Here is an 18571-nt window from a genome sequence, read left to right as displayed (position 1 = left end):
GGGGGAGGCAAGCTTATGAAGGCCCTACGCTATTACGGCGCGCACGACATCCGCTACGAGAGCATGGACGATCCGGTGCCGCAATCGGAACGCGATGCGATCGTGAAGGTCTCGGCCTGCGCGATCTGCGGCAGCGATCTCCACATCTATCACGGCCACGGTTTTTCCGAGGATATCGGCTTCTGTGTCGGGCATGAAGCGGTGGGCGAGGTCGTCGAAACCGGACGCGGCGTGTCGCGGCTCAAGGTGGGGGACAAGGTGATGATCCCTGCCGCCGTCGGCTGCGGATCGTGCCGCCATTGCCTCGCCGGGGTTGTCAACCTATGCGAGTACGGCATGGGCTCGTGCTATGGCCTGTCGGCAAAGCTGCAGGGCTCGCAGGCCGAGGCTGTGCGCGTGCCCGCCGCCGACGTCAACGCGGTGCTGATCCCCGAGGGCGTGTCGGAGGAACAGGCGCTGCTGATGACCGACGCGCTCGCGACCGCCTGGTTCGGCGCGCGCAATGCCGATATCGTGCCGGGCAGCAGCGTCGCGGTGATCGGGCTGGGGCCGATCGGCCTGATGGCGGTCGAAAGCGCCTTTGTCATGGGCGCGCATGTCGTATACGCCATCGATCCCATCGCCGAGCGCCGCGCTCTGGCCGAGGCGGCAGGGGCCATTGCGCTGTCCCCCGACATGGCGATCGACACCATCCGCGAGGCCACAAAGGGCCGCAAGCTCGATTGCGCGATCGAGGTCGTCGGACGCGACGAGACGGTCGATCTGGCGCTGCGCCTCGTCCGCGCGCGCGGCACCGTATCGGTCATAGGCGTGCAACAGTCGCGGCGCTATGCCTTTCCGCTCGAACGCTTTTTCGCGGCGGGCCTGACCTTCCGTGCGGGCACCTGCTCAGTGCCCGAGGAACTGCCGACGCTGTTCCCGCTGGTCCAGTCGGGGCGCCTCAGGCCGGAAAAATATATCAGCCACCGCCTGCCCTTGAGCGCTGGGTCCGAGGCCTATGCCCTGTTCGACGCGCGCGACGCCGGCGCGCTGAAGATGGTGCTGACGCCCGACTAGACGGCGATGCACACGGTGGCGTCTGCACGAAGATCGACGCGCCCCTCAAGGCAGCGGGCCGGTATAAAGACCTGCAATTCCAAGCGCGTAATCCGATCCCGACAGGCTCGCCTGAACCATCGCCAGGGCTTCACCTGCCGCACGCTTGCCCTCCAGTGTCGCCAGCCGCTGGCGCAGCTGATCGGGACGCGCGGCGGTGGCGATCGCGATGATATGGTCTGCGCCGAACGGCGGCTGAACGCCAGCCTCCATCTGCACGACGAAGTCCGGCGACAACGCCTCGCCCTCGGCCGGACGGGACCGTCTGGGAAACAGCGACTGGATGGTGCCGTCGCCTGCGATATTGAATGCGGTGAGATATTTGAGCGTATCGGACCTGTTGCCACCGAATCCGATTGGCACGCGGCCGCTGGCATAGCGCTTCTGCGCACCGTCCTGCCCTATCGTGACCGCGAGCGGATGCGAGGTCGCCAGCGCCCTGAAACCCGGCAGCGCCCGCCACTTGTCCGTGACACCGGCAATGAAAACTGCATCGCCAGTTCTGGCGTCCTTCTCGGCGACCTGGTCTCCCAGACCGTTGGCGACGACCTGGCCGCGCGCGACGTCCCAGATCAGCATCGCTTGCTGGCGGTCTTGCACCAGCTTGACCCCGGCGGGCGCAACCCCATCGCCGATGATCGCCAATGTCAGCTCTGCCGGCACCACGCGCGCCGCAGCTTCGGTCGATTTCGGGCGTGTGGCAAAGACCCAGGGCTCGCCTCCCCTGCCGGGAAGGAAATTGACACTCGCGCCCTGGCGCTGCTCGTTGGCCATGTCTGCGGCGAGTACCAGCATTTGCCGAAACTCTGCCATTGTCGAGGCGCCCCTTCCGTTGCCATCGATGTCGCCGAGGATTGACCGAGAGAGGAAATAGCTGACAGCGCCATGCGGAACGCCGTCGATGAACACCTCTTGCACGGCCTCGCTGTCCTTGGCTCCGGCAACGAAGATCACGTGCTCCAGCTCGGTCGTCTCCATTCCTTTGGTGGCGACCGGCAGTGGAGGCAGCGCATCATTTTCGATCGGGCCGTAATTGGCAAACCGTCGCGATAGCAGACCCGCCCGGGGATCAGCATCGCGGGTCATGGTGCCGCTATGGCAGGAATCCGCGACGAACAGGACGTTCACGCCCTTGGGAACCGCCGACAGCAGCGCAAATATCTCGTTATCGACGATCCGCTGCCCGCTTTGCTTGCCTTTGGTATTGAAGCCCGAAAGCAGGAAAACCTCATCGAGGCCGTCTTCCTCGTCGCCGGCTATGCGTTCGGTCTCCTGGCCGCCATGCCCGGCATAGGTCATGATCAGCCATCCCGATTGCCTTGCCGCGGCCTCAGCCAGGCGCCTCGCTTCCGCAAATATGCGTTCGCGCGTGGCCGCGCCATCGAGCAGCAGCACGACCTCGTCAGCATTTCTCTTGTTCAAAGCCTCGGCAATGATGCGAGCGTCGTTGACGGCGCCATTCAAGTCGCTGAGGGTGTCATACTGGTCTATACCGATGACAAGCGCGTGAACGGTTTTGGCACGCGCTGGCTGGCTGGTGGCGAGCGCGGCGAGAACCGGCGTCAGCGCAAGCAGCAGAAGGCGGGTCATCTGCACGCTATCTGCGGATCAGTTCGACACGACGCGACATCTGATCGCGCTCGGCTTCGGAATAGGCGCTCTTGTCATCGGGCTCATAGGGCTGCTCTTCACCACGCCCCTCGGCACGAATGGTGCCGCGATAACCGTTCCTCAGCAGATATTCCTTCACGACCATGGCGCGGCTCTGCGACAATCGAAGATTATAGTCGGCGTCACCCTTGGCATCGGTGTGACCGACAAGGATGATCTCGCGCCCCTTAGCGGAGTCGTTCGCAAGCAATGACACCAGATCCACGAGAGCGTCCTGCCCCTTTGTGGTCAATTCGGTGCTGTCGAAGACGAACTGAACCGGCAGCGCGGCAGGCCTGAACGTCACGCCCCGCAGCGAGTCGGCAGACAGTCCGACCTGCTGGCCCGATCGCATCCGCGCGCTTTTGACATAGGTGGGAGACAGGAGCGCCGCCTCCTCCGCCTTGGATCGCAGCGCCACCAAAATGGCGTCGCCAGGCCTTCTGGGCGTTGCGACCTCATCTGCGATTTCGATCAGCGCGTCCTGATAGCGCGCAGCCGCTTTGGCAAAGTCGCGCCGACCTGCCGCAATATCGCCCAGCGTGGCCAGCGTCTGCCAGGGCCGCCCATAGCGGAGCGACTGCTCCAGCGCCGCCTCGTCGACCGGGGAGCCTTTCATGGCCCGGTTGTACATCGCCGCAGCCAGGCGCTGCCCGATCCATGTCTTGAGCGCCGGATCGCACCGGTCGGCAGCCGCATAAGTTGCAGTCAGCGCCGCTTCATCGAGAGCCGTCGCCGCGATGCGTGCCTGATCGCCGATCGCCGTGCAGTCCTGAGCCTGTACGGGCGTTGCCATCAGCATGGCGGTCAAGGCACAGGAACGGAACATCACCTCACCTCATAATCGGCAAATCCCAGCGCCCATTCGCCGCCCTGGCCCTGGGCGCCTCGCGCGCCGCCATCGCCGATTGGAGCTCCCAGCCGCGCGAGCAGGCCATCGAGCGAACGCATGGTTGCAGCGGGATCGGATTGCGGAGCCATGTCCGCCCGCACCTGTGCATCGACAAAGGCCTCGAGGTCGCTGGCCACGACTGCCAGCAGCCTGCCGCGGCCCCTGGGTTCGCTCGCGACAAGCTCGAACCCGTAAGTGGCGTCCGGAATGCGCAGCGGGGCATTGGCGCGGATCAGCCCCGACTTGTTGCTGACTTTCGAGCGGGGATTGGGAAATATGAGGATCAGGTCGTTATTGGCGGTCATATCGAACAGCAGAAGCTGCCCGCCGATCGGACTCGAGATGGTCAGGTCGAAGCTTTCGCCCAGACGCAAATCGCGTTTCGACATCGCGATACGAATGGCGAGATTGTTCTTGCCCGCTTCCTTCACGATGGTCGGTGCAGCGCCGAGCGCGCCCGGCGTGACGGGTGCCGGGGCCGGTGGCCTTGCTGCGACTGCATCGGCCTGGTTCGTCTGCCCCATCGCGCGCGCGATCCACGGCTGGAATGCAGCCACGCGCGTGTACACGCCGTAATGCCCGGGCTTTCCGCACTCTTCGTGACCATAGCTGACGATCCCGACCTGCACCCAGCGGGTGCCGTCGAGCCTCAGCAGAAGCGGTCCGCCGGAATCGCCGTTGCAGGAATCCACGCCACCTTCGGAAAGGCCGGCACAGATGCGCCGGTCATCGATCGGCCCGGCCAGATACGCCATCGATGCATTGCACGTCGCATTGTCGACGATCGGAACTTCGGCCTTCTGCAGCGCCTGGGCGACCTTCACAACGGATTGGGAGCCGACCATGTCGCCCCACCCGGCCACCGTAGCCCAGGGGGATGCGGTCACCTGCAAGACCCGCTGCGGAATCCCCGTTCCGGGTTCCAATGTTACGGCAGGCAGGGAAACGGGGGATGTCAGCCGGACCAGCGCAATGTCGTTTTCCAGCGTCGATCGGTTGTACCGCTCATGCGCGATGACTTGCCGCGCACCGACGACCGTTCCTTTCTGGTCGCGATAGACCGAGCCAAGACGAATCCGGATCGCGTCGGGAGCTGCCACCGCGCCCGTCCGCTGATTGACGACACAATGCGCTGCGGTGATCACCCAGTCAGCGCTGACCAGGGTACCGCCGCAGCTGCAGATGCCATCCTGCCTCCCTATCGAAAGGCAGGCCTGGAACTGCAGCTCACCCTCGGGTGCGGGCACACCGCCAACGATGCGCGCCCCGAGCTGCGCCAGCGCAGGACCCGATCCCCATCCCGAACAGAACGCCGCAATGGTGAGCAAGGCGACCAGAAATCTGCGGCCGCTCGCCCAGCTCCAGGCGTGTTGGGTGCGGGTGCGCCCCGATCCGGCAAGCGTGCAATGCAGGATCATGGCACCTTGCGTTCGTTCAGCGACTGGCTTTGTCCGATCATCGCCTTGGTGCGTGTATAGGCCTCGGAAATCAGCGTGTCCGGCTTTTGCAGCAACTGGTCGGCGCGGGCGTAATATTCGAACGCCGCGCTGGGCTCGTCGGGCAACAGGGCCTCCTGGCAGACCCCCATATTGTACAGCAGGTCGACATTCGCCTGGTTGTTCCCGGCGTACATCGTTTCGAAGATACTGCAGGCGCGATCGATCCGCCCCGCCTTGGCAAAGGCCACGGCATTTTCGAACTGCTGTTGCCCCGCCTTGTCCAGATTGCGGCCCTTGGGCTTGAGCTTCACCTCTATCGTGCGGTTATAAGGTGCGACGTGACGGCGAATGATCTGTGCCGCGTCCGACCGGAGCTTGCTCAGCAATCCCTCGGGCGTTGAAACAGGCGGCGGCGAGGCCTCCCCCTTTTTCGATCCGCCGAAAATCGAATTGAACACGGACCCCAGACTGACATTGGGATCTTCGACCTGGCCATTGCAGATCGTGTATTCGTCCTGCACGGCCACCGCTTCGGCATAGATCACCGCGCCTGTAGACACCTTCACCGCGCGCGGCGAGACAGTGTACTGACCGATCGTGGTGCTGCATGGCACCTTCTGCGTGACCGTCTGGTCGCACTTGAACAGACCGCTGCTCTTCGCGCAGGTGCTCTCCGACCGCGTGAAATTGTTCGTCCTGATTGCCGCAGTGGTGACGGTACCGGTAAAGATGACATTGACGCCGAGCTTGCGGCCCAATTGCAGGGTCTTGGCAACCTCCGCGTTGGAGATGGTGTTGTCTGCCGTGTAGTTCATGCTGTCCATCGTGCGGACAGAGAACACCTGCTTCTGGTCGATAGCGGCGGACTGCAGCTCGGAAATCAGGATGGAGGAGAACTCCGCGCCATCCTGACCGTTGAAATTGATGACGCCGATCGACTGCTCGGCGGCAATCTGCGGGTATTTTGCCTCGAACCTGGCTTCATAGCGAACGGCCTGCTGTGCGGATGCCTCGCCCGCCAGAAGCATCAGACAAGCCAGACCGCAAACCAACGAAAACTTCCCCTGCCCCACCATGATCATCCCTTGCGTGTTGACTGTGTTGACGACATCAGCGGCGCAGGACCACCAGCGTGCTGCTCGGCCCCCGAGACACCAGAAGCTTGATGCGCCCCGCTGCAAAGGCCGAGGCAAGCTGCGACGATGCCGAAGCGCTCGCCTCCAGCGCCGAGGAATTGATCGCGGTGATGACATCGCCGACCAGCAACTGACCGAATGCCGGTCCCGACTGCTGGACTCCGAGAACGCGGATGCCCCTGCGATCGTCCGTCAAAGCCACCGTCAGCCCTAGCTCGGTGACCGCTTCGCTCTGGACAGCGGCCAGCGGCGATGGTGCTGCGCCGACCTTTGCCTGCAGGTCGCTGCGCTTCGCCGCTGCCAGACCGGCAAACCGACCCTGCGGATAGCTTGCGAGATAGGTCGAGCATGGACCATCCGAACGCGCATCCCGGCACAGCGCCCAGGCCTCTGCCTCAATATCCACCGAGCCCTGCGCAATCCGCGGCGGCGGCGCGACGAAATAGAATTCCTGGCTTGAGAGCGATCCGTAGGTGAACGGTTCCTGGACGCCAGCAGTCAGATCGAGCACATCATCGCGAACCTGACGCAGCAGCATGTTGATCTCGCGGCCGGGCTCGGGCAGCCGTTTGGCAAGCGACTGGGCAAAGGGGCTGTACCTGCCGCTGCCGTCGGTTGCGGTCGTGCCAGCCTTGGCGCTGTAGATCACCAGGCTGTCTCGCGCCGGCTCTATCGGGGCCAGTCCGCGGGGAATGCTGCGCGAGCTGGCGGAGCGACGCATCCCGGCTGGTGGCACCCGGCACGCGTCCAGCACGATGATGCGCATGCGTTGCGCGCCGCTGCTGAGGTCGACGACTGTGGACAGCTTGACCGCTTCGAGCTCAAGGTCGCGGTCGTTTGCCAGCCGCGCATCGACCGGAATCAGGTAATTTTCGCCATTATATTCAATGCCGTGCCCTGCAAAATAGACAAGGGCCACATCGGCTGAGTCCGACAATTCGGCAAAATCGCGCAACGCCCGCTCCATCCCGATCCGATCCTGATCCTTCAGGAAACTGATCTTGTCGAATCCTGCCTGCCGGAGCGCATCATGAATTAGCGTTCCATCAGCCTGCGGGTTTGCCAGTTGCGGTGCACTCGCATAATTGGTGTTGGCAATGATGAGGGCAACGCGCTGCTGCGCCAGTGCTGGCTGACAAAATGCTGAAGCGATAAGCGACCCCACCAATACCGAACGCCAGCCCATGGCAATCAGATTTCGGACCTTCGTTGTCGCAGCACGCCGAATCATCATTCACCGTTCCTCCGACATAACTTATCAAGCGCTAACCAGAGATTCCAGACTTGTCGCTCTTTGTCAGGAACTGTATGAAAGAAAAATACGAAATACTTTAAAATGACTGTAATTTTGGCCTGATGGTCCGTCACAGACCGCTGGTCAGGACATGTTGGGGATTGAAACCATGGCCCGGATGAAGGTTCTGGCAATGCTGGGTTTTGGGCTTGCCTGCTGCACGGCAGCGGTTGCCCAGGACATGGATCCTGAGACCCTGCGCGCGAAAATCCGCGAACAGATCAAGGCTCTGGACGCAGGCGCGCAACCTGCTGCCAACGGCAGAAGCCTGTTCCTGAACAACGCGCAGGATATCCAGCAGCCGCTCTATCCATCGGCGCCGGCGCAGCAGGTGGTACCGCCAAGGCCTGCGCAGCAGCCGGGCCAGACATCGGCCCAACCTCCCGCCGCCACAGCCAGCGCATCGGCGATCGACCTGGAAGTGCCGTTCGAGCACGGATCTGACGTGATCGCACGGCAATATCTGCCGGCTCTGGTGCGCTATGCGGATATCATCGCCTCCCCCGAATTTGCAGGGCGGTTGATCGGGATTATCGGCCACACCAACGCGATCGGGGATGCGGCCTATAACCAGCAACTCTCTGAACGCCGTGCCGCAAGTGTCGTGAGGGAACTGGTGCAGAGCGGCGTTCCCGGCGACCGGCTGTTCGCGCAGGGTGCTGGCGAGACGATGCTGAAACCGGATATTCCGTCAGTATCCGAAAAGAATCGCAGGGTGGAAGTCAGAGTGCTGCGCTGACCGTCAGCATGGTCCGATCTTGTCCTTGCCCGGCGCCAGACAGCCCAAGCGGAAGGTCAGGGTATCGTATGACAGGTCTGGTGGGCCGTAATGCCGCATCATCTCCAGCAGGTCATCAGGCCCTTTCACCGGTATCTGCGGGTTGGCTGATGTGAAATCGGTCAGCAGAGACGCGGGCAAAACGCCTTCAAACGGTGTTGCAGAGGCAAAGCACGACACATACTCATAGGCCCCCAGCACCTCCGGCTTGATCACGAAAATATCCTGAGGGCCAGGAATGACGAGAGTTTCCCCTTGCCGAAGCTTGGCGCTCGGCCTTTGGAGGTTAGGCAAAACCTTGGTGGTGCGGTTCTGTGCGTCGGTATAATAGCACAGGAGATGGGCATCGCGGGCTGCACTGACGGCGAAGCTCGCACGGCTGTTATTCTGCAACAATGCCACCGAATCACCCAGTTTTTTACTGGGTATGCTTATAAACCCTGGTCCATAGGCACTGACCTTGATCGCAAGGCCGTTGCTGGAATTCAGCACCGGCTGCAAGGGCTGGCCGACCGCACCGAATTGAGCTCCGTACAACGCGAAATAGACCTCGAATGTCGGCAGGCCCAGCGCCGGCAACTGCTGCTGCGTCTGAAAACTGGAGATGGCGGCCCGCAGTTCGGGGGTCAACTCAGATGGCGGCAACCCTGCATACAGGCCGCGCTCAGCCAGCCCCGCAGCGATCAGACTGATTTGCTTCTTTGGCTTGAGCTTTTTGAAGGCCTTGCTCGCGGCGCGAATTGCGCCAGTATCGGTTTGTGACAGCGTCATGCACCGCTGGTAAGGTACCTGCGCCCAGGATCCGACCGCCTGGATCAGCGCAACATCGATCAGCGCGCGTACAGCCTGCTGGACCCCCTCGTTGCTGTCGAAGCTGACATCCAGAAATCCACCGATGACCCCGATGCTGCCGCCGACATCGGCGCCCTTGTTGCGCTTTTTCAGGGCCATCGACAGACTTTGGGTTGTCAGCGGAACAACATAGCCCGTCTTGTCCTGAAAGTAGATGGTGATCGTCAACAGGGCCTCGCCCGACTGATCGCGAAACCCCAGCCCGACCGGACCGAGCGAAACGCCCGCGCCAGCCCCCTTGCCCGAGATGTTCTCTTCAAATCCGGTCACCGAACCTGAGACGATCAGAGCGTTGCGGTCGATACCCTGCTCGTCCTGCGCTTCGAAATCGGTGCGGATGTTGAATATCCGGCTTTTCTCCGATATTCGCGCCAGCGAAGCAATGACCAGATCGCGGGTCATAGCTCCTGACGTCGCCACTTCGGAAAGGGGCGAGGCATAGATGATCTGATTGCCCGGCACTGCTGCACGCGAAAGCAGGTCATCCATGCACCGCAGCGATGCATCGAAATTGGTCGTTGCGCGCTCCGGCAAGCCCTGCGGCCTGGCATTGATGGCTGCCGATGAATTCTGGGCGCTTAGCGGAACCACGCTCAGCGAGCCCGATAATGCCAAAAAGAGTAATCTTGCACCGATCTTGATGAAATGCTGCATGGCTACTCCCAACCCTACCTGCACTCATCGACCCCTTGCAGCACCAAGACATGGCCGAGTCTCGATTACTTCAAGACGCTCGACATAAACACTCCCGTTTTGCCTTGTCAATGCGGGCATATTATTTTCGTTGCCACCAATATGCAGGTCCGTCTGGCACGGAACACCTGCAATGCGCTGATCATTCGAATTCGGATTGAGAATGGTTTGGGGGATATACTGTGCGCCGCCGCCTTGGGAGCGGGTTCGGGCAATACCTGCCCCGTCGCGAGCAGGAATGAGGGTCGAGACCAGGGCACCGTTGCTGATCTGCTTTTTGGAAGGATCGGGCCTATACACCTTTGCAGGTCCTGCGAGAGCAGGCGTGCCGGATGTGGCCAGAACGACGATGAGCAGCGCGGTAATCACAGATTTCATTGACTTTCTCCTGATGAATGATTGATCGTAACGGCGTCAGCACACCTGACCCGAGGTTCCCACGCGAACCCTTGTCCTGCGGAAGAGACCGAAGTCATACACCATGGCTGAGCCCACATGTCCGGAGCCTCGACTGCCGCCGCGACCGACGCTTCCCACCGCAAGGCATGTCGAGCTGCCCGGCGCAAACGAGAGTGCTGTTGCGGAGCGGGCACTGCCATTGGCGCTGGCCGATCCGCGGGTATTGGCATTGGCGATCGTCCCGATCGACGTTCGCGCTCTGGATCCGAAACCGACGGCGACCGCCGTCTGATTGCGGCTGGAGCCGCGCGCATGCGCATTGCCGCGCACCCGGCTCGAGATCAGCGATCCCGCATCATTGGTGGCGCGGGTGCCATAGCCAACGGCGACGGCAGTGCTGTTTCCCGTGTTCGCTTCCAGATAGACATTGCCGTCGACATCTATCGCCTGAGCCTGTGCATCCTGGCTGCATGCGGCGCCAGCGATGAAAACCAGTGTTGTGATGACCTTTTGCATGAGCGTAACCTCTCTTGTCGGTTACGATGCTCTTGGAGGGGTCATTGCTCCAGTTGTGCAATGACCGCTGCAATTAATCTAGATGATGGCGGGCACTGTCGGTTCCGCCGCGCGGGGCCAAGCGCCAGGCACCATGGCGGAGCCGACCTGGCTTTGCCTGGATCACGCCTGCTGAGGCAGAAATCCGCCATCCGCGAATTTTCTTTCGGGCCTTTCTGCACAAACGCTCCGGCTCCCTCCCAATGGTGAAGTGTCGGCAGCGCCCAATCGGGGGCAGCGCCGCAGATCGAAAGGAATCAACGTTATGCGTACTTCCATTGCCATGTTCGCAGCTGCTCTGCTCGCCACGACGACCGCTGTCGAAGCATCTGCCCAGGCGATCGATATCGATGGCGACGTCACGCTGGCTGCCGACGTCGACGGAAATCAGATCGTTGCCGGGATCGGCGAAGATGTCACCGTATCGAACCACAACGCCTCGATTATCGGTCAGGTGACGGTGCGTGGCGATGTCCGGTCAACGGCGCGCGTCCGTGGCAACCAGGTCGTTGTCGGGATCGGTAGCAACGTGTGCGCCAGCAACTCCAACGCAACCATGAGCAGCTACGCCCCCTGCCGCTGAGGCGCTGTCCGCCCCCGCCCCGCCAGGACATCTGGCGGGGCATTTTTTCGGCGGCGGGCGGGCGAGTATCTCCCCTCCAGGTGGCTTCAGCCAATGTGCGCGTCATCCGCCATCCGCCATCCGCAACCCGATCCGATGAGGAAACCATCATGCCCCAGGCAAACATATTCCGGCTCTGCCACCTGACATGGGCGGCGATCGCCCTTGGCGCGACATCTCCGGCGGTCTGTGCCAAGCCCGCAATCGGATTGGACGGAGCGCCCGCCATCGTCGACAGCGACTGCGGCCCAGAGCACCGCGACCTCAAGCCGCGCCTCGAAACGCCGGCCTCACTCGGCATCCCCAGCAAGGAACTGGATATGCTCGAACAGCGCATGTGCCTCGACCAAGGGGTCTTGAACATTCCGGGTCAATCGCCGTCGCGCCAGTGCCGACCAAATAACAGCGGATGGCCGACAATTCGCACAGGCCCGGCAATTGGGCAAACGATAGGATGGTAGCCTGCAGGCCAAGCAGTGTTTCTTCCATCAACGACTATTGGTGCAGGCTTTTTGCTTGTTCCGATGACAAAAGACATTGCTGTCGGCTTGCGCAGTCCCCCATTTTGCGTATCCCATGGCCATATCCATCTGGATGGGGGCATTCTGTGCTGACAGATAGTGATGATTCGCGGTGGTTGACCGTGGAATGGCGGCGCACGCGGGAATTGATGCGGGCAAGGATCGTCGCTTTGGGAGGCGAGATATTTGCCGATATCGCCGATCACGGAACGGTAACTGATGCAGCATGGACCGGTTTCATCGAGCGGGTGGCAAAACAGTTGATGCAGCGGCCGGGTCCCGCTTCGGACTGTGCGCTGAGCTTGCTCGGCGACAGTCGGCCGCTGCGTCAGGCGCTCGAAGCCAGCGGGGCACGACTGATGGGCGAGGATGCACCGGCGTTCCGCGTCGTAGCGGTCCGTCGCGGGCTGACCCGGATGCGCAACGCCGCGATCGGGGGCAGCGAACACCGGGCCAAGACATGGGGTCGCCTGGACCAGATCAGCCGGTCGGTTGCCGGACCCGATGCAACGAACCGTTGCACCATCGCCCATTTCCGCCTGCTCGCCGAGCATCTGCGCGAACATCATGCAAGCGATCGCAACCTGCCCAGGACGATCATCACGATAGAGGAATATTTTGCCGAATTCTGCGCGGACTGTGGACCCAGCGCGCTGGACAGCGACGCGGAAGTCGAGCGCCCGTTCTTGCCGGTGGAAGCCGATCTGCCCGAGCTCGCCCGGTCAGGGCGCTTTTTGGAAGAGTGCCTGAGTCAGCTTGAGGATGAGCCGGGCACGTTCGTCCGCGTTCATTTCAAGATGACCGATCCGGTGGAATTCAGCACCTCAGGCTATTGCCAGAGACAGAATATCGACCGGCGGCGTTTCTATCGGGTGCTGGAGGACGCGCTGTCCGCCCTGAGCACATGCCTTACAACGAAGGCGGAAGGGCTTTTCGAGCACCTTACCGGCTTCCAGTCGGGAAGCGAGCAATGGTCTCGCAACCCTGGAAACTAGACCAGATTGAGCGAGAACGAGCGATGACTTCAAGCCGCAAATCAAGCAATCTGCTTGCCCATGTGCTCGATCGACAGATCGAACCGGAGCAGGAATTTGACGACCTGTGGTTCGTCGATGCGGTGAGCGATCACCTGCACGGCGATGCTGCGCTGCCCGACGAGGTGGTGCGGCTGATCTGGACGTCGCCGTCTGCCCGCTCACTTTACCAGCGGATGCGCGCAGAACTCGCACGCGAGGCGACACAGAAATGGCGTCGGCACGGACACGCACTGGAGTTCGAGCGGCGCGCCGCCGACAGCTTGCAGGATTCCGACCGCTTTTCCGCGTCGGGCGTCACCATAAGGCTGCTCTACAGCCAGGCGACCGAGCGCTGGATGATCAGCCTGCAATTGAGCCGTGAAGCATATGAAGATCTGCCTCCCGGCCTCAATGTGCGCGTGACCGATGGCGGCGGGATGGTATGGCTGGAAGGCGCGCTTGATCGGCATGGCGGTCTGGACGGAAGCTGGACATCCGACGAAAGCCCGCAAGATCGATTGCGGGATCATCCGCTGTCCATCGACTTCTTCTAGACGGGCTGCAGATGTCCGCTCCTGCCATTGCCCGGGCGAAGTTTCCCACCACGGGTCCCAGCGGTCCGGCGCTGGAAACCATCGTGGTGGAACGCCTGCCCATACTTGATCGGCAGCCGCGTTTTGCCATCGCCCCGGAAACGGACGACGCCATCGACATCCTGATGAGCGCAAGAGCAGGAGACGACCCGGCCAGGCGGCTCGACGGCGTTTCCATCGGCATCAGCAGTCGGCAATTTGGCGGCAAGAGCTTCGGGCTTGCCCTGGCGATTGCCGATCGCAGAGCCAGGGCGCCGAGCCATGACGACACGGTCGTTGTGGCGACAGGATGCGTGCTTCCCAACGAGCCGGGCAAGGTCGGTCCGGTTGATAGCTTCCCGCAGAAGGCGCTTCATGTGCTTGAGTTTGCCTTGCAGCAGCCCCAGGCACCGATTTTCGCGTTTCCGGCCGTGAACTGGGATGCAGCGCCGGACGAGATCAAGGAACCGCTGCAATCCGCCGCGCGCGACCGGAAGCTGACATTGTGCCCCTGCACGACGGTTGAAGATGCCAGCATCTGCTGGACGGCTTCACCCGCGCCGCGCCGCCGGTTCGCCATCATGGCTGCCAGTGCCGTAACACTGATCGCTATCCTGGGCGGCTGGGGATATTCGCTCCATGCGGCCAGGGCACCGCTGCGCGAATGCGAAGCGGGTGTGGAAGCATTTGGCGGCTCCGCCGCGGCATCCGGCATCGCCGCAACCGTGCGGGCATGCATGGCCGCAACAGCGACCGCCCCCGACGACGGCAGGCCCCATTTTCTTCTGGGGCAAGCGCACGCCATGAACGGAAGCCAGCCACTCGCGTCACGCGCCTGGCATCGGGCTGCGCAGCTCGGCGATATCGACGGCATGGCAGCCTATGGCCGATATCTCTGGCTTTCGGATACCGGCAGTGCAGAAGCGGCGAAACGGGCCTTGTCATGGCTGGAACGTGCCGGGGAGGCAGGTTCTGCGGCCGCTGCCGAAGATGCAGGGTTCATCTATTTCGAAGGCGAAGCCATCCCCCGAGACGAGGTCGCAGCGCAGCGCTGGATGGCAAGGGCAAAGGCTCTGCGGCGCCGGAAGCAGGGAGGTTGAGGATGCCACCATCCAGTCGGAATCGTCATTATTGGCGCGCCCTGGCCGCAGCTGGGCTCCTGTCGGCCTGCCTGCCGCTGTTCGATCTGCGCATGGATGCATCGGCGCAGGATGCGGCACAGCCGATCGGGCTTCGGGCAAGGTTCGACCGTCCGGAACCCGTGTTCGCGGTGGGCGAAACCCTGGCGCTCACCGTGACGACCGACCGCCCCGCATCCATCGAGGTCATCGAGATATCGCCTGCGGGCGATATCACGCGGGTTTTGCCGGTTCCGGGCAGCTCGCTGCTGACCGAGCCTGGCCGCCCCCTGCATCTGCCCCCGCCGGGCACGACGCTCAGGGCCGGTCCGCCTCCAGGGTCGAGCGAGCTGCGGATCATCGCGCGGGAGCCTGGCGGCCGCGCCGCCAGTGCCGATATGAAACTCGCCGGCAATCATCGTCGGCAGGAGGTCACGCTTCGTTATCGCACCATCGGCCCCTGATCGCGCGTTCGGACACTCGTGGCTCAAAAGCCAACCACGCGAGGCCTGCACGGGGGGCTTCGCGTGGTGGCAACCATCGCACCAGGCTTCTGACGCGCCGCAATGGCGCGACCGCGAACCAGCGCTTATTCCTGCTCGGCGATGAACTGAGCCAGTTGCGCGGAGTCATGCGGTATGACCTCGCGGAGCGGCATCGCCTCGAAATAGTCGAGATCGATCTTGCGGACCTCGTCCTGTCGCGAGAAGACCATGCTGGCAATGCCCTGCATCAGCTCTTCGAGACTGGTCTGCCCCGCCAGTCGCTCGGCCACGTCATGACCGAAGGCCTCCATCACGTCGATGGTTATCGGAAGCACATGCTCGCCCGGGTCCTTGTAGCCCGTCATGAGCTCGCGATCGAACAGCGCCTCGTCCCAATGCGCCAGCGCCGTTCCAGGGCCGCCATCGCGCTCGACCTCCATGCCGGCAAGCGCAGCCATTCGTTTGACTGCATCCGGATAGAAGCGACCAGTTTGAGCGTCGAACAACTGTGACCAATTGTCCCAGCCTATCCCGAGCGTGTGGCCGATCTCGTGGATGATTGTTCCCGCGATCTCGTCAGCGGTGAAATCAAGCAGATACCGGGTGTTGAACTCGACCTGGCCGTACCGAACCCCGTCCTGTTCATAGGGCTGGTAGGCGCGTGCGATCGTATTGCCGAGATGGGTAAACAGCCCCAGACGGATGACGATCGAATAGCGCGGAAGGACGAAGCGGTTCCAGAAGTTGCACGCCGCGCGCGCTCCGTTCCTTAGCCGGTCCCCTGCATCGTTGACGATCTTGTAGGTGATGATGTTCGCCGGTGCGGCGACGATGCCGGCAGGCGGTTGCGGCGCAATGACAGGATCACCGGAAGCGGGGGCTTGCCCTCCCGGCTTGTCACCCCCGGAGCGATCGCTGGCGATCTCCTTGGCGCGCATGAGCCAGGAAAGCGTGTGCTGAAGAGTCTCGGCACGAGCCCTTTCCTCGCGCGTCGTCTGGCGGTGCTCGCCCAGCACCTGCTCGCTGGTCAGCCTTGCCTCTTCCTGCAGGTCCGCGATGAGCCCATCGATCGTCGATGCCACCGGCTGGGCCGCAGCGGGAACATCGAACTTTTCCTTCCACGTTTCGCGTCGACTCTCGATCGCCCGCATCAGGCGACTCGGCGCATCGGCTTGCATCGCAAGCTTGGCTGTCTCATCCGATTCCTGCCCGATCACATAGGTCCGTGCCCAGGAATCGAAGAAGCGAAGCTTGGTGCGCCGCTCGATTTCCTCGCGGGTCGACGGGTAAGCATCGGGATCGCTGCTGCGCGGCGCGGTCTGCGGGATGAGGAAGCAGTCGAGCTTGACGTTGGCGGGAGTCTCGTAAGGGTAGCGAACCGGATCGACGACCAGCGCGAAATAGGCCTCCGGCACCGGCACCAGCTTGCCCCCGTCGCGCGACACGTGCGGCGGATCATCGCCGAATACGGGTCCGACAATCACCCAGGCATAGTCCGCGCCGGGCTCGGTCTGGACGCCTCTGATCGCCTCCTCCAGCTTCGCCCACACACCCTGGTTGAGCACCTCGTACTGAGGGCTCATGTTCGACATCAGGAACGTCTCCATCTGCGCGAGACGTCCATATTGGCGGTTGATCACTTCATTGGGCGTCATGTGCCCGACATTGAGCGGAATGTTCCCGATCCTGCCGAACGTCCGGTTGCTCAACCGAAGCGCGGGGTCGAGCCGAACATCCGTATAATAGTGGAGAGGCCGCCTGAAATCGACCGCCGCCTCGGCATGCGCCACGCTATAGGCGGACCAGGCCGGCTGAAGCGTCTTGGGCGAAAATCCGACGACATAGCCCTGGTTGACCAGTATCTGCACGGGCCGATCAGGATCGAGATTCTGCGGCGCGCCGCGCCACAGGTGCAGATCGAGATGATGCGCCATCCCGGCGCTCAGCGGATGTATAGTGGTGTGATCGATCATGATATCCCCCATGGCGCCCCTGAGCGACAAACCGCCGATGGCGCGTTACCGTCAATTTGTTCCAATACCACAATGCTGCTTCGACTGCGGCGCGCATCTCGGAGTGGCCCATGTGCCATTCGACATCCGGATCGCCTCCTTCGCCCTCCTAGCTGCCGGGCGGCGCGTTACGTTCTTCCTCCTCTTTCTTCGCTTTGGCTTGTGCATCGTTGAGCGCCTTGAGCGCATCGGCTTGCGTTCGCCGTTCGACCGCTCTTTTGAGGGCATTGGTCTGTGCATCGCGCTGTTCGATTCCTGCCGCCACCCCGGCGTCGATCACCCCTGCCAGCGCATCCGCGCCGCCGGTACTGGTATATCCGATCGAGGTCAGTTCGCCCGTCTCAGCAAAAGTTGCCGTGACGGCGCGTGATCCGAAAATCCCGCTTCCGTCGAAGGGGATGATTTTGAGCGGGCCGATCTGCGGCGCCGGAACCGTTTTCTTGACCGTCGCCTCCTTATAGGCTGCGAAGGCGCGCGCGGCTTCGACATCTTTCAGTTGGCCGGGATTGAAATTCGGATCCGACGGTTCCAGAATGGCGTCGACTGAACCAGGCTCCCGATAGACTAGCGCGCGATAGATTTTTTGCTGACCGCTGCGCGGCGTTGTGGCGGCAGCATCCAGCTTGGTGACATAATTGGCTCTCGCGGTGAATTGCAGCATCTGCCCAAGACCGATTGCCTCAAAAGCTAGCTTCAGATCGTTGCTATCACGATAATCGAACCAATCGGACAAATTGGCTGGCGCAAGCTGCTGGGGCAGATTCTGATCCGTGCCGGGGGTCCAGACCACCGGTTTGAGACTGATCGTCAACCGCTCATTCGTCGCGTCGATCGCTTTTTCGGTGCGAGCGATCCGGTCAAGCTGGCTTTCCGACGCATTCCCGCTCGACAGCGCCTTCCTGAGGCCGTCCAGTTCCTTCTCCAGCTCGTTCCGCTGGTTGATCAATTGAGCGATTTCGTCCTTGCACTTGATCACCGCAGAAGATGATTTGATGAAGCCTGCGGCAACAGGAGGAACGCCGACAGTCAACGCGCCCACGAAGCTTACAGCCTTGATCGCAGCGGCGACGATCTTCCCGCCCTGCCCGGTCGAACTGCCGTTGAAGCTCTTGAGCGTGCCGTTCTCATGATTTTCAAGCTTGATTGCACGATCGACGAACAGGTTGCCCTTGGGGTTGATGCGGATTTTTGTGCCACGGAAATAGGACGGCGTGATTGCTGTCACGGTGTCCATCGCAAAGCCGGACAGATCATTCGTATCGCCACGCGGACAGGTCGTAATTCTGTAGCTGACGCCAAAAGTGATCTTCACCTCGGGCAAATGGTAATCCAGCGTAAACGGCGGCTCCTGCTCGTTAGACTTCGGCTCGGCATGGGCTGGCGCAGAGACCGCTGCTGCCGCAGTCGAAAGGATCGCAATCATGACATTGGATTTGCGCATT

At 62.2% G+C, this 18571-nt stretch carries 17 protein-coding genes; 7 read left to right on the top strand and 10 right to left on the bottom strand.

All coding sequences use genetic code 11. From position 1 onward, the window contains the following. The first annotated feature begins 15 nt into the window (after nt 1–15). Nucleotides 16–1056: an alcohol dehydrogenase family protein gene (locus FG486_RS12110; protein WP_181267666.1), complete on the top strand. Its 1041-nt coding sequence runs from the start codon at nt 16–18 to the stop codon at nt 1054–1056. 45 nt (nt 1057–1101) lie between these two features. Here the strand turns inward: FG486_RS12110 and FG486_RS12105 are convergent, their stop codons facing one another. From FG486_RS12105 to FG486_RS12085, 5 genes are read right to left on the bottom strand one after another with little or no spacing between them, the layout of a single operon-like run. After that, nucleotides 1102–2685, bottom strand: coding sequence for a caspase family protein (locus tag FG486_RS12105; RefSeq protein ID WP_181267665.1), 1584 nt, complete (start codon nt 2683–2685; stop codon nt 1102–1104). Nucleotides 2686–2692: 7 nt separating this feature from the next. Next, nucleotides 2693–3574: an OmpA family protein gene (locus tag FG486_RS12100; protein WP_241695799.1), complete on the bottom strand. Its 882-nt coding sequence runs from the start codon at nt 3572–3574 to the stop codon at nt 2693–2695. Then, nucleotides 3574–5055, bottom strand: coding sequence for a trypsin-like serine protease (locus FG486_RS12095; protein ID WP_181267663.1), 1482 nt, complete (start codon nt 5053–5055; stop codon nt 3574–3576). The genes FG486_RS12100 and FG486_RS12095 overlap by 1 nt, the downstream gene beginning before the upstream one ends. Next, a complete protein-coding gene (locus tag FG486_RS12090) occupies nt 5052–6158 on the bottom strand; it encodes a hypothetical protein (protein ID WP_181267662.1) in 1107 nt (368 codons plus the stop codon). Before FG486_RS12090 ends, FG486_RS12095 begins: the two co-directional genes overlap by 4 nt. 28 nt (nt 6159–6186) lie before the next feature. Beyond that, nucleotides 6187–7398 carry a caspase family protein gene (locus FG486_RS12085; protein WP_206678389.1) on the bottom strand — a complete coding sequence of 404 codons (1212 nt, stop codon included), beginning with the start codon at nt 7396–7398 and terminating at the stop codon, nt 6187–6189. 217 nt (nt 7399–7615) lie between these two features. Between FG486_RS12085 and FG486_RS12080 the strand changes: the two genes are divergently transcribed. Further along, on the top strand, nt 7616–8245 hold the full coding sequence (locus FG486_RS12080) for an OmpA family protein (RefSeq protein WP_277816981.1): 630 nt from the start codon (nt 7616–7618) through the stop codon (nt 8243–8245). A gap of 3 nt (nt 8246–8248) precedes the next feature. Here FG486_RS12080 and FG486_RS12075 read toward each other — a convergent pair whose 3' ends face one another. Genes FG486_RS12075 through FG486_RS12065 form a run of 3 tightly spaced genes read right to left on the bottom strand, consistent with a single transcriptional unit; the run spans nt 8249 to nt 10744 of the window. Continuing rightward, nucleotides 8249–9790, bottom strand: coding sequence for a DUF4384 domain-containing protein (locus tag FG486_RS12075; protein ID WP_181267659.1), 1542 nt, complete (start codon nt 9788–9790; stop codon nt 8249–8251). A gap of 24 nt (nt 9791–9814) precedes the next feature. After that, the gene (locus FG486_RS12070) at nt 9815–10207 is read right to left on the bottom strand and encodes a hypothetical protein (RefSeq protein ID WP_181267658.1); all 393 of its coding nucleotides are present in this window, start codon (nt 10205–10207) and stop codon (nt 9815–9817) included. Between the two features lie 36 nt (nt 10208–10243). Then, nucleotides 10244–10744: a hypothetical protein gene (locus FG486_RS12065; RefSeq protein ID WP_181267657.1), complete on the bottom strand. Its 501-nt coding sequence runs from the start codon at nt 10742–10744 to the stop codon at nt 10244–10246. A gap of 304 nt (nt 10745–11048) precedes the next feature. On the opposite strand from FG486_RS12065, the gene FG486_RS12060 reads away from it, so the two are divergent. The 5 genes from FG486_RS12060 to FG486_RS12040 all read left to right on the top strand — a co-directional run bounded on the left by FG486_RS12060 (nt 11049) and on the right by FG486_RS12040 (nt 15096). Then, nucleotides 11049–11366, top strand: a complete 318-nt coding sequence (locus FG486_RS12060) for a hypothetical protein (RefSeq protein WP_181267656.1) — start codon at nt 11049–11051, stop codon at nt 11364–11366. A gap of 676 nt (nt 11367–12042) precedes the next feature. Continuing rightward, the gene (locus FG486_RS12055) at nt 12043–12921 is read left to right on the top strand and encodes a hypothetical protein (RefSeq protein ID WP_206678388.1); all 879 of its coding nucleotides are present in this window, start codon (nt 12043–12045) and stop codon (nt 12919–12921) included. Further along, on the top strand, nt 12897–13496 hold the full coding sequence (locus FG486_RS12050; protein WP_181267654.1) for a hypothetical protein: 600 nt from the start codon (nt 12897–12899) through the stop codon (nt 13494–13496). The genes FG486_RS12055 and FG486_RS12050 overlap by 25 nt, the downstream gene beginning before the upstream one ends. Nucleotides 13497–13507: 11 nt before the next feature. After that, nucleotides 13508–14614: a sel1 repeat family protein gene (locus FG486_RS12045; RefSeq protein WP_181267653.1), complete on the top strand. Its 1107-nt coding sequence runs from the start codon at nt 13508–13510 to the stop codon at nt 14612–14614. A gap of 2 nt (nt 14615–14616) precedes the next feature. Further along, the gene (locus FG486_RS12040) at nt 14617–15096 is read left to right on the top strand and encodes a DUF4384 domain-containing protein (protein WP_181267652.1); all 480 of its coding nucleotides are present in this window, start codon (nt 14617–14619) and stop codon (nt 15094–15096) included. 125 nt (nt 15097–15221) lie between these two features. Here FG486_RS12040 and FG486_RS12035 read toward each other — a convergent pair whose 3' ends face one another. Both FG486_RS12035 and FG486_RS12030 read right to left on the bottom strand, forming a co-directional pair. Further along, nucleotides 15222–17090 (bottom strand): DNA/RNA non-specific endonuclease, encoded by a 1869-nt coding sequence (locus FG486_RS12035; protein ID WP_194249880.1) that lies wholly within the window; start codon nt 17088–17090, stop codon nt 15222–15224. Nucleotides 17091–17238: 148 nt separating this feature from the next. Next, nucleotides 17239–18570, bottom strand: coding sequence for a hypothetical protein (locus FG486_RS12030; RefSeq protein ID WP_181267651.1), 1332 nt, complete (start codon nt 18568–18570; stop codon nt 17239–17241). Nucleotide 18571 lies beyond the last annotated feature (1 nt).

Source organism: Blastomonas ursincola (assembly GCF_013607875.1).
Taxonomy (GTDB): domain Bacteria; phylum Pseudomonadota; class Alphaproteobacteria; order Sphingomonadales; family Sphingomonadaceae; genus Blastomonas; species Blastomonas ursincola.
The sequence above is the reverse complement of the archived record's forward strand: the minus strand, read 5'-3'. Positions and strand labels throughout refer to the sequence as shown.